This window comes from Maribacter sp. (assembly GCF_039974175.1).
Taxonomy (GTDB): domain Bacteria; phylum Bacteroidota; class Bacteroidia; order Flavobacteriales; family Flavobacteriaceae; genus Maribacter_C.
In genome coordinates, this window is sequence record NZ_JBDWJN010000012.1 from 107,266 (window position 1) to 120,887 (window position 13,622).

At 37.5% G+C, this 13,622-nt stretch carries 14 protein-coding genes; 6 read left to right on the plus strand and 8 right to left on the minus strand.

Translation table 11 applies throughout. The annotated features are described in order from the left end of the window. Nucleotides 1-20: 20 nt before the first annotated feature. From ABJN95_RS16650 to ABJN95_RS16670, 5 genes are all read right to left on the minus strand, one after another. Nucleotides 21-422: a hypothetical protein gene (locus ABJN95_RS16650; RefSeq protein ID WP_348372064.1), complete on the minus strand. Its 402-nt coding sequence runs from the start codon at nt 420-422 to the stop codon at nt 21-23. Between the two features lie 146 nt (nt 423-568). Continuing rightward, complete coding sequence (locus tag ABJN95_RS16655; protein WP_348372065.1) at nt 569-1,426, minus strand: SUMF1/EgtB/PvdO family nonheme iron enzyme; 858 nt, start codon at nt 1,424-1,426, stop codon at nt 569-571. Between the two features lie 185 nt (nt 1,427-1,611). Then, nucleotides 1,612-2,400 (minus strand): hypothetical protein, encoded by a 789-nt coding sequence (locus tag ABJN95_RS16660; protein WP_348372067.1) that lies wholly within the window; start codon nt 2,398-2,400, stop codon nt 1,612-1,614. 169 nt (nt 2,401-2,569) lie between these two features. After that, nucleotides 2,570-2,989, minus strand: coding sequence for a hypothetical protein (locus ABJN95_RS16665; protein WP_348372068.1), 420 nt, complete (start codon nt 2,987-2,989; stop codon nt 2,570-2,572). 34 nt (nt 2,990-3,023) lie between these two features. After that, on the minus strand, nt 3,024-3,590 hold the full coding sequence (locus ABJN95_RS16670; protein ID WP_348372070.1) for an outer membrane beta-barrel protein: 567 nt from the start codon (nt 3,588-3,590) through the stop codon (nt 3,024-3,026). A 615-nt stretch (nt 3,591-4,205) separates the two neighbouring features. Between ABJN95_RS16670 and ABJN95_RS16675 the strand changes: the two genes are divergently transcribed. From ABJN95_RS16675 to ABJN95_RS16700, 6 genes are all read left to right on the plus strand, one after another. After that, nucleotides 4,206-5,858 (plus strand): helix-turn-helix domain-containing protein, encoded by a 1,653-nt coding sequence (locus ABJN95_RS16675; RefSeq protein ID WP_348372072.1) that lies wholly within the window; start codon nt 4,206-4,208, stop codon nt 5,856-5,858. Between the two features lie 139 nt (nt 5,859-5,997). Beyond that, a complete protein-coding gene (locus ABJN95_RS16680; RefSeq protein ID WP_348372073.1) occupies nt 5,998-6,375 on the plus strand; it encodes a BlaI/MecI/CopY family transcriptional regulator in 378 nt (125 codons plus the stop codon). Beyond that, on the plus strand, nt 6,365-7,585 hold the full coding sequence (locus ABJN95_RS16685) for a M56 family metallopeptidase (protein ID WP_348372075.1): 1,221 nt from the start codon (nt 6,365-6,367) through the stop codon (nt 7,583-7,585). Before ABJN95_RS16680 ends, ABJN95_RS16685 begins: the two co-directional genes overlap by 11 nt. Nucleotides 7,586-7,725: 140 nt before the next feature. After that, nucleotides 7,726-8,289 (plus strand): DUF664 domain-containing protein, encoded by a 564-nt coding sequence (locus tag ABJN95_RS16690; protein WP_348372077.1) that lies wholly within the window; start codon nt 7,726-7,728, stop codon nt 8,287-8,289. Nucleotides 8,290-8,608: 319 nt separating this feature from the next. Further along, entirely contained in the window at nt 8,609-8,947 is a 339-nt protein-coding gene (locus ABJN95_RS16695; RefSeq protein ID WP_348372078.1) for a PadR family transcriptional regulator, read from the plus strand. A gap of 2 nt (nt 8,948-8,949) precedes the next feature. After that, entirely contained in the window at nt 8,950-11,577 is a 2,628-nt protein-coding gene (locus ABJN95_RS16700) for an ABC transporter permease (RefSeq protein ID WP_348372080.1), read from the plus strand. Between the two features lie 384 nt (nt 11,578-11,961). Here the strand turns inward: ABJN95_RS16700 and ABJN95_RS16705 are convergent, their stop codons facing one another. Genes ABJN95_RS16705 through ABJN95_RS16715 form a run of 3 tightly spaced genes read right to left on the minus strand, consistent with a single transcriptional unit; the run spans nt 11,962 to nt 13,616 of the window. Continuing rightward, nucleotides 11,962-12,684, minus strand: a complete 723-nt coding sequence (locus tag ABJN95_RS16705; RefSeq protein ID WP_348372081.1) for a phytanoyl-CoA dioxygenase family protein — start codon at nt 12,682-12,684, stop codon at nt 11,962-11,964. 27 nt (nt 12,685-12,711) lie between these two features. Then, nucleotides 12,712-13,173, minus strand: coding sequence for a DUF416 family protein (locus ABJN95_RS16710; protein WP_348372084.1), 462 nt, complete (start codon nt 13,171-13,173; stop codon nt 12,712-12,714). Between the two features lie 32 nt (nt 13,174-13,205). Next, on the minus strand, nt 13,206-13,616 hold the full coding sequence (locus ABJN95_RS16715) for a hypothetical protein (RefSeq protein ID WP_348372085.1): 411 nt from the start codon (nt 13,614-13,616) through the stop codon (nt 13,206-13,208). Between the last annotated feature and the right edge of the window lie 6 nt (nt 13,617-13,622).

Here is a 13,622-nt window from a genome sequence, read left to right on the forward strand (position 1 = left end):
ATTCATCGTTTAACTGAACTTTAAATGGAGGTGTCTCCAGTCTGAATCAATTTTTTGAATTCATTTAATTTGGAATCGCTTGCTCCTATCCAGAACTTTAATTTTTCATCCATGGAGTTTTGATTGATAAATACCATCTGATGAAGATAAAACGGGATGCCTAATAACCGTATTCTTGTAGATGTCGACTCGATTGACTTTATCTTCTGTATTTTAACTCTCCTGTTTTCATGTTTGCTTTTTAAATATAAAAAATCAGAGTCGTAAAAGAAGTTGAATGTAGTAGAATCAATTTTCTTAAGCCAGAAATATGATAGTCCACTTACGCTGACCAAAGCACAAAGTAACCAATAGTAGTCGTTTCTTAAAAAGACATAGGATAGGAGAAATCCAATTAATCCAAAAATTATTGGAGTAGACATCCGTATGTTTCGATTATTTGCTGAAAGTTCCTTCACAAATTGTTATCCTTTATTTGAACTTTGGTTATGCTTACTAAAATAGGCATATCAATTAATCTTTAAAGAACAGAACTATAGCTTTTCATATGAGGTTTTGTTAGCAACCGTTATTTTACCTTCAATAATCGTTGCCGAGCAATATTCCTAAATCCTGTCCAAGCATTTACTGAGTCAAATGGTAAATCCATTTCAATTTGGTTATCGGTGAACCTTGTTTTCCAATTTCCTCCTTTAGAAATTCCATTGTTAGAGGTCAGTTCAGAGACATTTCCGAGAATCCCATACAATCCATAAATGTTTGCTCCCAAAGCCATTGCTTCGCATGTTGCAATTCCACATCTACTTTTCTTAATTTTCGTTTTGGCTTTTGAATGGAATTCTGTTGTATTATATAAGTAATTGTACTTCTTTAATGTTTTTTTATTTTCTCTCCAATTAGAATCAATTCCATTAGGAAAATTTGAGCCCCGTCCGGCGATTAATTCCCATTCATTTTTGTTCGGTAAAATGTATTCAGGAACTAATATATTTTCTTTGGATATTATCCAGTCGTAATTACCGTTTATATATTTTTCTATTGTAAAATAATTGTCCTTTGTATAAGTGAATTCGGGTTTAATCAGACCCTTTCTAATTAGTAATATTTCAGCAACCCTATCCGTTCTCCATTTACTAAATAATTCTGCCTGTTTAAGAGAAATTCCAACAACAGGATACTCAGCAAAATGTGGTTGGGTAAAATACTGTTCATTTAATTTGCCAGAAAATTCGGTGTTATCCCAAATCGATTTATCCAACTGTATTTGTTTAAATTCAATAGAGTTTTTTCCAAATATTTCTTCAGTCCAATCTATAAATTCTAGGTACATTACATTGGTGGTTTCTGTTTCGTCGGCATAGAGATTTTCATTAATAAATATAAGCCCCGGTCCAGTAACAACTTCATATTGTTGATTGTCAATCATCAAATATTTGGTTGTATCACAGGATGATAAAAGGATAAAAAAAAGAATTAATGTAATTCTATAAATCATTTATTAATGGTTGCTAACGGTTGGGCTCGCATGTTAAATTATCCTTTATTAAACTTTAGAAAACTTTTAAACGGCTTTGTAAAAGACACCTTAAAGCTTAAGCTTGCTTGCCAAAACTACACATAAACATATAGCGGTGAAACTATTCGTTTTTCTCCATTCCTTTCGGTCATCGCTAGCTTAGCCGGGTCAGCATTAGGCAATACCACAGTCTTAGTTGTAGTAGCGATATCGGTATACGTTAATTGAAATTTAGGTTTGATAATTCCTAAGGGTATTGCAAATTCGCTGGTCAGTTGCCATGCGTTCTGGCCATTTGCAAGGGTGGTTTCTACTGCTTTGCTAAAGGGTATGTCAGCAGCACCGTCAATAGATCGAATATTCAATTGCGAAATACCATGGCCAAATATATGATATTGCCAAAGCGTGTGTCTAGTTTCGAAGCGAATTTCAAATTGACCAGGGCTATTGGTATCAAAAGATGCCTTCATGCTGGCACTAGCAATTTGTAATGTACCCAGCTTAAGTGCATCTGGCTGATCAACAAATCGAGGATGGAGCGTTACACTTTCATTGTTGCTTTGGTTGAGTTCATCTTCACTTGCATAAACCAAAAGCCCCTGAAAATCTGTGGGAAGCTTGGTATAATTGAAAAAATTGGGGTCGGTGCTTGCGATATTAAAATCAAGTGGCGCCCTCTCATCGAAATAGGCATCATAAGAAGCTTCGGTTTCGGCATAAAGTTGAACCCCGTTTTGCACCTGCCTCAGAATAAAAGCATGCCTGGCAAGCAATGCAATTGTAGCTTGGCTGGGGCTACATCGTAAAAAAGAATGCGGCTTATTTTCAAAATAGGCATGCCGTGCTTGCATTGAAAACAAGAGTTTGTAATTCGTTCTGTTCATTGTTTCGCTTGATTGATTTAGTGATAGTTCTTCATCGTTGAATTGGACTTTAATTCTATTCAAGAATTGAAACGGTAAGCTGGAGACACCACTTTAAAGCCATCCTCATAAGTTTCACCTCTTTCATTCAGACTTCAGGTTCGCACCCTTACCCTAAGTTGGTATACTTTTATTTTTGTTGGTTCAGGTTTTCATCGCTATCAAGTCTTTCATTAAAGGCATTATTTTGCTGAAGTATCTTTTTTTGTTGCATTCCTCTAATCAAAAAAGAAATTCCCGAAAATGTAATTATAGCACCGAATAATAGAGAAAGAAATAGCAGCACAAAAACTCCTGAGATCATTAAAAAGATACCGTAATTAATGTTTTTCTTAGGATGCAGAGAACCCTTTTGAGATTGGGCATTTCCAGCGGCATCAAGTTTAAGATTTAACTTTCTATCAGCTTCTTTTTCATCTTTCAAGAATAGCTCACAGCTATCTTCAAAGTCAGGTTTTTCATTGGTTAAGGCACAAAGCAGCCCTTTTTCGAAATCAATCTTTCTATTTTGACAAATGGTACAAAATACGAGTCTTTCATTTAATGTCATTAGAATGTTTTTAGCGTTTCTTTGAACTTTTGAGTTAGAATCGAAAACCAACCCCAATTTTTAGCAGGTTGATGTTGGTGTTGAATTTGAGGTCGGGAGCACCGTCAACTGGTGAAAGCTTGATAATATCATAGTGTAGGAGAGCGAAAAATCTGGAGCTGAAATTGATCGATAATCCAGCGTTTGCATTAAATCCGCTTTGGTTCTGATTTAAATCGGCACTATCTAATAAAAATGAATTTGCCCTAAAATTCACAAAAGTATACCCTATACCCAAGGAGGGTGTGATTTTTTGCAAACCAGGCAAGTGTAACGCTCCAAAAATACCTGGTTGAATAAATAAAGCCTTAACCGTACTTGATTGAGGAACTAAATCATTGTCAAAAACCAGGTAACTCCCATTGGCTGATGCGCCTATTTTCACAATACCCGTATCAACAAAACGGTACTGTACCCCCATATCTGCAACTCCCGTATAATTTTCACCTATAAAATTCTTATCAATAGGCAAGGGGTAGGATAGGGTTACACTAAATTTAGTGTCTTGCGCATAACTGACGGAAACAAAAAGAAAACAAACTATAGGTACTAGATATTTCAAAGTTTAGAGCAAATTGGATTTGATAGCCAAAATTAGCGGTTTTCTAAACTTTTCAACCTAAATTTCGTCAAAACACATAGGATTGCCCCAATACGAATCTTGACGTCTTGGCAGTTTGGGTTCTCCGGAGGTAAGTAGAGCTTTCTAAATTTTACCTCGACCCTGGCACTTTTATTTATTGTCATATGATCCGCGTTTTAAGCTCATGAGCACGCGCCAAAATCAAGCTGAGCCTTTGCTATTTTGTGCGTTTTATCGATAATCACGAATTACTGTGGCTTTTTTTATTATTTTACTTACTCTAATACCAACCACTTCCCTATTTGCGGTGATATACCCAAAGTATCAACCCTTGTATAATATTAATTGTGGTTCGGTGTACCTAAAAACTGAAGATGCCTATTATTCGTTAGTATTTTGAGTTAAAAGATTTATAGAAGTCTTTAGGAATAAGGACAGAACTTAAATTGGAAATGAAAAGGTCTGCTGATAATGTGTTTGCCGAAGATTTATTACTTAAAATAATATTTTTGTCAGTTCAAGAGCATATGACAGTAGGCATCAATCTTAATTTAACATTCTTGTTGAAGTAAATAATTGACTAAAACCTATTGAATGTGGAAAACTAATCTCATTTGGGTTATTTTATATATTGCATTTGTACCACCAATATTTGGTCAAGACAGTTTTGAGGACAAAACACTGGAGGAAATTGACAAACTAACCCTTGCTGCTTGGCGAAATGGTGATATACAAAAGAGCCGGATTTATGCAGATTATCAAATAGAAAAAGCTAAAAAATTGAAAGATAGTTTAGCTATAGCGTTTGCCTTTTATACTTACATGTATTCCGAAAATTTTGAAGAAGCATTAAACTATTGCGATTCCACAATAATCTTTACAAAAAATTCAAAGAACAAATTTTACCCTACGTTAGGATACTTAGTAAAAGGCAAAATATATAAGCAGAAAAAAATGTTTAAGCTTGCTTTAGACAATTTACTTATTGCAGATAGTTTAGCAAAAGTAAAGCAAAATATCGCCCAACAGTCTTCAGTTAAGCAAGTTATTGCCAATATTTATAGTCATTTAGGCAAATATGAGGAAGCCCTTGAAATGCATAAGAAATATTACTTGCAAAAGTCTGAATATGGTGGTGAAAATTGGGAAATAAGTCGGAACCATACTATAGCACTTTACAATCTATCTTTATCATACCTCAAGGTAAAGAAAAGAGACTCCGCCCGTCTTTTTTATCAGTATGCTGCAAACAAAGCAGAGCAAGCAAACTTCCATGATTTCTATACCAGCAAACTTGTTAGCATCCATGCTCAAATCGATTTTTACGACAAAAGATACGATAGTGCCCTAGATACTTTAAGGAAATATAGGTTTGATAATTCCGGCAACTGGTTGGCTAATAACTATTATTATTCAGGTAAAATCCACAGATTTAAAAATAACAATGACAAGGCGATTGAGTTCTTTACCAAAATGGATTCAATGCTCACAGCTGATAAGGAGCCCTTTTTTCATGCAAAAGATGGTTTGGCTGAACTTTCAAACATTTTTAAAGAACTAGGAGACTCCGAGAACCAGCTAAAATATATTAACAGATATCTATGGGTTGACAGTATTCTTATTGAGCAAAAAGAAACCATTGACCCACTTATTGTTAACAAATATCAGAAGCCAATTATGCTTGAAGAAAAGCGGAAACTTCTTGACCAAGCTTCAAGGAAGCAAGTACTTTTAAATTACCTCTATGTTACCTTAGGTGCCTTTGTGAGTGTAGGGGTTTACTTTGGGATCAAATCACGAGAACATTCCAGAAGAATTCAGTACCTCATTGAAAACGGAATCCCAACTTCAAGTGCGTCATCTATTAGAAACAAAACACCCAATTCAATCCCCGAAGAAGTTGCGGAACTTTTAACAAGAGGGCTTGACGAATTTGAAAACGCTAAACTATTCTTGGACAAAGAACTTACCCTATCAAATTTGGCGAAACAATTTGATACCAATTCAACTTATTTATCAAAATACATTAATGAGAAAAAAGGGGAAAATTTTCCTAGTTATATAAAAGGTTTAAGAATAAAATATGCCATAGAAGCACTTAAAGAAAATCCCGGCTTACTTAAATTCAATATTAAAGGTCTGGCCTCAGAATTTGGATTCCAAACACCTGATGCCTTCTCACGGGCATTTCAAAAAGAAACCAATGTGAAGCCGTCACAGTTTATTAAACAACTTCGAAAACTCTAATTAAGCGACGATTTGCAAATGAAAAGCAAGGAGAATTTTTTTTGGAATTTGCTGCTCAAAAAATAGTAGTGAGGCCGGTGCTCCGGATTAAAATTAATAGTTTAGTTGTCGTAACTAAATATTTAGTTATATTTATATCGTGACGAACATTAAATTAACCAAGGCGGAAGAATCGGTTCTCAAAATTCTTTGGGAAAAAGAAAAAGCCTTTATCAAAGAAATCATAGCAGAAATACCGGGCAAAAAACCGGCATACTCTACCGTTTCTACCATTGTACGTATACTAGAACGCAAAGGCTATGTCGCCTATGAAAGTTTTGGAAAAAGCCACCGGTATTACCCCTTGATACAACGCGAAGACTATACCAAGGGCGTACTTTCTCATATGATGAATACCTATTTCGGGGGTGATTTTAAACAAATCGTAAGTTTTATGTCGAACTCCAACAACATTTCGATCGCAGAACTTGATGAAATTTTGTCTGAACTAAAAAAAGAAAAGCTAAATGGTACTTGATAGCAATGCCATTCTTATCACAGTGGGTATCACCGGCCTCGGGCTGCTGCTTTATGAGGTGTTGTTAAAATATGCTGTACCCACAAAGGGTATTCGATTGTACTTCTATTTCCTTTTTGCGCTTCATATCGTGGCCTTTCTAGACCTTGATATCCTTAACGAATTACACTTTGCTGGCGGTTTGACCACTTTGCATTTAGAAACCTATATCAAGCCTATTGACCTTGATGCACCAATAGGAAATCGCTTAGAAAATACGGTGGTACTCCTTTATGTTTCGGGGGTAGCTTTCGGCTTGCTCAAAATGACGCTCGGCATTGTCAAGCTGATCAAGCTAATACGCATGTCCTCCGCCGGAAAACACAAATTTGAAAGATTGGTGCCGGTTTCCAATTTTCAACCTTGCACTTTTTTCAACTACATCTTAATGCCGACCGATCTTCCAAAAACCCTCTATGATACGGTATATCAACATGAACGTTATCATGTGCGTCAGTTACATACGCTTGATATGGTGTTATGGCGTTTGTTAAGTGTGCTCTTTTGGTTTAATCCGTTCGTGCATATCATTCGATCAAGGCAGTCACAAAATTTAGAGTACGACACTGATGCCTATATCACCCAATCAATTCCGAAAGACTACTACTGTGCACAATTGTTGCGTTCGACCTTTAATTCGCGAAAAATTGATTTTTTCCCCATGTTTAACCGATCTAATGTTTATCGTAGAATTAAAAGGCTACAGCAGTATCGCGACCGAAAAAGACCTTGGTCTAACTTGACTTTACTGCTTGCTGTCGTACTACTTTTTACAGGTACCATGATGTCAAAAGCCAGTTTGTTACCGCAGACGCGAACGGGTATGGCCAATACTATCTCAAAACCTGAATTTCCACCTGAGGGCCTAGGGTATTATATAGACTCGGTCTTGCAAGCCCGTATCGGAGATACATTCGATGACATAAATACAAGTTATAGGTTGCAGCTCTTCTTAGACATCACTATTGATGAAAAAGGAAAGGTCATCAAGGTGCGTACTGATGATAGCCAATCTAAACAAGCAGGTGATACCAATACCAACTACGTTATAAGCAAGCTGTTACTAGAAACTATAGCAAATATGCCCCCTTGGATACCCGCTAAACAAAACAACAGGGCGGTTAGATCAACCATACATGAAGAATTTCTTTTTACAGGTGAAAGCGAATAACAAAGAGGCCTCGAGACTCTGAACCATATAGAAAGAACCCGCCGTTTTTAGTTGCCTTTCGGTTATGACATATTCAATGTGCACTATTTCAATGACCATAGCAGCCTTAAAACGCGCATCACTAATTTAAAAATGATACGATGAACACGCTAAAGAAAACAACTGCTTTATTAATGGTATGCTGCTCACTTTCATTGGCGCATGCCCAATACGAAATCAAACCCTCAGCAGACTACACGCCCCATATTGGTGTATTGGTGAGTATGCTTGAAGATTTAAAAGGTAGAATAACCGAACAGGTAAAAGATTTAGACCAATCACAAACCGACTTTTTATATGACGAAGACGCCAACAGCATTGGGTCGTTGGTGATGCATTTGGTGTCGACAGAAGCCTATTACCAAATAGAAACCTTGGAGGGAAGGCCATGGACTGATGCCGAGCAAAAGCGATTGGGTGTGGCTGGCGGACTTAATGATGAAACAAAAAAATTACTTCGAGGAAAACCGATACAGCACTATTTGGATTTGTGGGATGAGGTACGCCAAAAAACCCTTGCCGGATTGAAAACCAAAGACGATGCATGGTTCGCATCGAATATCGAAGAGGGTATTAACTACCACTGGGTTTGGTTTCATGTTATGGAGCATTCGGCCAATCATATGGGCCAAATAGGCACCATCAAGAACCGATTGCCAAAGTAAGCTGGTAAAACTCAACTATAGGAACGATCTGAAATCATTACCCTTGATAAGCGATTCGTAATGATGTGAGGTCAATGCCCCCTCCTTTCTTTTGATAGCACTTTTGTTCTTGGCTATGCTATCGTTTTCGTTTTGGTAATGCAAGGAGCATTTCGGATACTGAAATTGAGTAATTAAGAGGAACGCACTTACCTAGTCGCTCAGTGTACAAATCACCCACTTTTCCAATTACTTACTAAATTGTAGAATAAATAAAATATTTCTTTATATATTTGTTCTACATTCTAGGAGTATATAAGCACCTTATCCCGTATTCAAAATGAAAGAAGCACGTTTAGGAGAGTTTGAAGAGATCATATTATTATTGGTGGGCATTCTTGAAGAGCAGGCCTACGCCTTTAAAATTGCCGAAGAATTTGAAGCTCAAACCGGAAAATCTGTTTCTATTGGAGCCACCCACTCCACCCTAGACCGATTGTGCAAAAAAGGATTCTTAAGCTCTGAATTAAGCAGGCCGACTGCCGTACGAGGAGGTCGTAGAAAACGCATATACACCATCTCGGCCAGCGGTCAACGGGCACTTACAGCATCGAAAGAGCTGCGAATGTCTTTATGGAACCAATACCCGGCATTTACAAAATTTACCTTTCAAGCATAAAAATGGCAGAGCGAAAACACATACCCCCAAAAATGGCCAAGCGCCTGCTAAAATGGTTTGTCAAAGAAGCCTTGGCCGAAGAAGTGCTGGGTGATTTAGAGGAGAAGTTTTATGCAGATGCAGAGAAAAAAACCACGCTGTCTATAAAGCTCAACTACTGGTACCAGGTTCTTAACTATTTGCGCCCTTTTGCGCTACGAAAATCACTAGCAATCACATCAATCAACTACGGCATGTATAAAAATCATTTTAAAATCGGGTATCGCAATCTGCTTTCTGACAAGTGGCATTCATTTTTTAATATTATCGGTCTTGCCATGGGAATGGCCGCAACCCTACTCATGGGTATTTGGGTTTTCGATGAGCTTTCCTATAATAAAGGCTTTGAAAATTATGATGCCATCGCACAGGCAATGCAGACCCAAACCTTTAACGGAGAAGTACAAACAGCTGTTAATCAACCCATGCAGTTGGCGCCAGAACTCCGGGCGCTTTACAAAGATCATTTTAAGCATGTGGTGACCAGTTCGTTTATAGACAATGAGCTCTTAACCGTAGGAGACACCAAAGTATCTCGCCCGGGTAACTTTATGGAACCCGGCATTGCCCATATGTTGTCACTTCAGATGATAAGCGGAAGCCGAGATGCCCTGCAAGACCCTACATCTATGCTACTATCTGAATCGACAGCAAATGCCCTCTTCGGCAATGCAGACCCCATGGGTCAAAACGTGGAAATTGGCAGCGGTATGAAAGCTCAAGTAGCTGGGGTATACCAAGATCTTCCCAAAAATTCAGACTTTGCCAACCTCAGCTTTATCGCACCTTGGCAGTTGCTGAATACCACCGCAAATTTTGAAGCACGGGTAGGCTGGGGCAACAATTGGTTTCAAACCTTCGTGCAATTAGCAGACGGTGCTGATCTTACCGAGGTATCTTCCTTAATAGCCGATGTAAAATACGATAACATAAAAAATGAGGGTAATCCTCGCGGGGTAAAAACCAAACCGGTCATTCATTTGCACCCCATGAAAAAGTGGCATTTGTATTCGCGTTTTGAAAATGGAATCAGTACCGGTGGGGCCATAGAACGTGTCTGGCTGTTTGGTACCATCGGCATTTTTATACTGCTTTTGGCCTGTATCAATTTTATGAACCTTTCTACCGCGAAATCGGTAAAAAGGGCAAAAGAAGTGGGTATTCGCAAGACTATTGGTTCGGTCAAAAATCAATTGATCTTCCAATTTTTGAACGAATCTTTTTTGGTAGTAGCGCTGGCCTTCGTGATTTCACTTTTCTTAGTTTTATTGGCACTACCATTTTTCAACGGCCTTACAGATAAAACCATGACAATTCCTTATGCCAAGCCTGTATTTTGGTTAAGTTGCCTGTTGTTCATCTTATGCACCGGCATAGTGGCTGGAAGTTACCCCGCTTTTTACCTTTCATCTTTCAATCCTGTTAAAGTATTAAAAGGCACTTTCAACAGCGGACAGGGCGCATCTAATTTACGTAGGGCGCTTGTGGTGTTCCAGTTTACGATCTCTGTAGTGCTCATTATTGGTACCATTACCATTTACAGGCAGATACAATACGTAAAGGATAGACCGCTAGGTTACGACAAAGAGCAGATGCTCTATGTTCCCATAAATGGCCCAGCAGTGCGCCATAGTTTTGAAACCATACGAAACGAACTTTTACTTTCCAATGCTATCAAAGACGTAGCAGCCTCAGATGTTCTCGTAACGGGTACCTTCGTTACCAATAGTGGTTTTGACTGGAAAGGCAAGGACCCCGAGATGAGTGAAGAATTCAATACGCTGCGGGCTACCCATGGCTTTGGAGCAATGATTGATTGGGAAATTAAGGAGGGTCGCGACTTTTTACGTGACTTTAGAAGTGATTCCTTAGCCTTGATCATCAACGAAACAGCAGCGCGCTATATGGGACTTGAAAAGCCCGTAGGAGAATCAGTAAAATGGGGAGACATGGGGCCATTCAAAATAATTGGTGTCGCCAAAGATATGGTGACGCGTTCGCCCTACGATCAAGTGCGACCTACAATTTTTAGCTTGCACAATGGTAATTTTCTAAATTTTGTGAACATAAAAATTGGTCAAGAGGCACCTATGGGCGAGGCATTGACCCATATCGAAAAAGTGTTTCACAAACACGACCCCAAAAGCCTGTTCACCTATAATTTTTTAGATGATGATTACGCACGTAATTTCATTGATGAAGAACGCACGGGTAAATTGGCAAGCTTTTTTGCGTTTTTGGCTATCTGCATCAGTTGCTTGGGCATCTTCGGGCTTTCGGCCTTTGTGGCAGAACAACGCACCAAGGAAATAGGCGTACGCAAAGTACTTGGCGCCTCGGTCATGAGCCTATGGAAATTACTCTCCAAAGATTTTGTATTCATGGTCATCTTATCTTGCTTTATCGCTATACCCATCGGCCATTATTATATGAACCTATGGATTCAAGACTATAGCTATCGCACCGAACTGAACTGGTGGATTTTTGCCATCGCCACCTTAGGTGCTTTGGCCATCACGCTGTTGACCGTAAGTTTCCAAGCGATCAAAGCAGCGGTGCATAACCCCGTTAAAAGTTTAAGAGCAGAATAACCTCTTGATGCACCCTTAGGTCGATGTAGCAAACAAAAAACCCTTCAATTTCTTGAAGGATTAATCATTACTATTGTGGACCCCCTAATTATAAGTCAGAAAATAATTGTTTTCAATACTCCTATTCTTTACTATTCCTTCCAATTGGAAGGATAGAGAGGAGAAAAGATATATATGTTTTTAGGTATTTACTATTCACTCGTAACTAGACTTATTAAAATACTCTTGTTTTATGCAACTCTTAACACTACACCTTTCGAACATGGCTTCAGGAGTGTAATTGTCGCCCATAAAAAATACCACAAAGAAGTATATCTCTTTGCAAAATTCGCTTTATGTAAAGAGTTTAAAGTCATCCTTCATTTGAATGTTAAGTAAATTGAGTTAAACTATTTCTAGTCTTTCCTTCCAATCTAATTCTTCAGGTAATGGTTTATCACAAAACTCAAGATGAATTACCCTTCTGTTGCTATGACCCGACGCTTTACTTGATGCATGAAAGGTAAGTGGCCTCATTAACATTATACCGCCTGATTTCACTTCACAGGTAAACTCTTTGCTATTTTGCGAGCGTTCTTCCGTCCTAACTACTCCGTTTAAATGTGATTCTGGGACAACCCTTAATGCTCCATTAGTTTCATCAGTATCATCTAGATGAATTCGTATTGTAATTGTTCTATCTAAATACTCTGTTGGAGGTTGAACTCCAATTTGGCCTCTCTTATTAGTCCAATTTTTGAACCCTTCTATTTGCTTTTGTTCAATTACATTGATTGTTAAGTCTTGATGATATGCTACGAACCAATTTGAACCTTCGAGCTTGTCAAAATAGATGGCTTTGCTTAAGAACAATTTACCTTCCTGATGAAGTTTAACTAATAGTCTTCTTAGATTTTTATTAAATAATACTCTTGCCAGTTCTGGAATCTCATTTACTAATTCCCTAATCGCAAAAAGGTCTTTCGACTTTGAAATCGAATTGCTATCCAATTCTTTTTCAGCTATCACTTTAGTTATTTCGAATATCTCAGACTCAGAATAGACATTAGGAATAATTGAGTAACCCTTATTATTCAGTTGTGATATATGTTCATTCACTTTCATCATTTATTTGAACTCTAGTTTAGCATTCAATTAATTATCCGTTTGCTGGAGCTGCCATTTTATCTCTTTATCATTTAGGTTTGGATATCTATCACTTACTTGAAAATCAACAGAGTCAAACATAAAATTGGCAATGTCGAAAATATGCTTGTCATTTGAATTTAATACAAATTTCAGCATCTCAGAAACCGACGCCGCGGCATTAAGTGCCAAAAATCCAATCAATTCGCCATAATCTTCGGTATCTGGAGTAACAGATTTTATCTTCAGAATTAAATCGTTGATTTCTTTTTCTGAGAATTTGGACTTCTCATATTTTCGACAAACATCGATACCCTTTTCAAGTAATTCAGGGTTTCCAAAGTCATTTAGTTCGTAAAACTTTAAGTATTCGGGATAAATCCGTTCACAAATTTGAATGGCAAAATTCAGCTTCCTTTTGAAGGAAATCTTTTGGAGGTTATTTCGTAACTGAATATGATATTTAATCAAATTTTCTATGATTTATTTGAACTTTGATTTCATCATATCGGCTTAAAATGAACTTCGACATTTGGTATTCCAGGAGGGTCATTTTCACCAGATACAAGAATCAATATTAATTTGCTTTCATCAATTGATTTAATCCTAGATGTAATCTTATCTTTTATTGAAAGTTCGACATACTTATTTTCAGGAAAATATTTCCAAATTCCACTCTCATTATTGCCATCTTTTCGAATCAAGTCATATTTACCATCTGAAATAAATTTGAAATCAAAGTCGGCTGCTCCTGGCATCTGTTTGATTTTCATTCCACCCATTAAGGCATATTCAATTTGCCACTGCTTACATAAAACTGTTTCTAACTGTGTTTTACTTAAACCAATATCTTGGGCGGATAGGCCATTACTCAGTCCCACTAAAAACCCAAAAATTAAGAGTATTCCTTTCATATATTT

What these genes read in the sequence shown, in the direction of transcription:
- ABJN95_RS16650 (WP_348372064.1), bottom strand. Translation starts at nt 422, where the DNA reads ATGTCTACTCCAATAATTTTTGGATTAATTGGATTTCTCCTATCCTAT.
- ABJN95_RS16655 (WP_348372065.1), bottom strand. Translation starts at nt 1,426, where the DNA reads ATGATTGACAATCAACAATATGAAGTTGTTACTGGACCGGGGCTTATA.
- ABJN95_RS16660 (WP_348372067.1), bottom strand. Translation starts at nt 2,400, where the DNA reads ATGAACAGAACGAATTACAAACTCTTGTTTTCAATGCAAGCACGGCAT.
- ABJN95_RS16665 (WP_348372068.1), bottom strand. Translation starts at nt 2,989, where the DNA reads ATGACATTAAATGAAAGACTCGTATTTTGTACCATTTGTCAAAATAGA.
- ABJN95_RS16675 (WP_348372072.1), top strand. Translation starts at nt 4,206, where the DNA reads ATGTGGAAAACTAATCTCATTTGGGTTATTTTATATATTGCATTTGTA.
- ABJN95_RS16685 (WP_348372075.1), top strand. Translation starts at nt 6,365, where the DNA reads ATGGTACTTGATAGCAATGCCATTCTTATCACAGTGGGTATCACCGGC.
- ABJN95_RS16690 (WP_348372077.1), top strand. Translation starts at nt 7,726, where the DNA reads ATGAACACGCTAAAGAAAACAACTGCTTTATTAATGGTATGCTGCTCA.
- ABJN95_RS16695 (WP_348372078.1), top strand. Translation starts at nt 8,609, where the DNA reads ATGAAAGAAGCACGTTTAGGAGAGTTTGAAGAGATCATATTATTATTG.
- ABJN95_RS16700 (WP_348372080.1), top strand. Translation starts at nt 8,950, where the DNA reads ATGGCAGAGCGAAAACACATACCCCCAAAAATGGCCAAGCGCCTGCTA.
- ABJN95_RS16705 (WP_348372081.1), bottom strand. Translation starts at nt 12,684, where the DNA reads ATGATGAAAGTGAATGAACATATATCACAACTGAATAATAAGGGTTAC.
- ABJN95_RS16715 (WP_348372085.1), bottom strand. Translation starts at nt 13,616, where the DNA reads ATGAAAGGAATACTCTTAATTTTTGGGTTTTTAGTGGGACTGAGTAAT.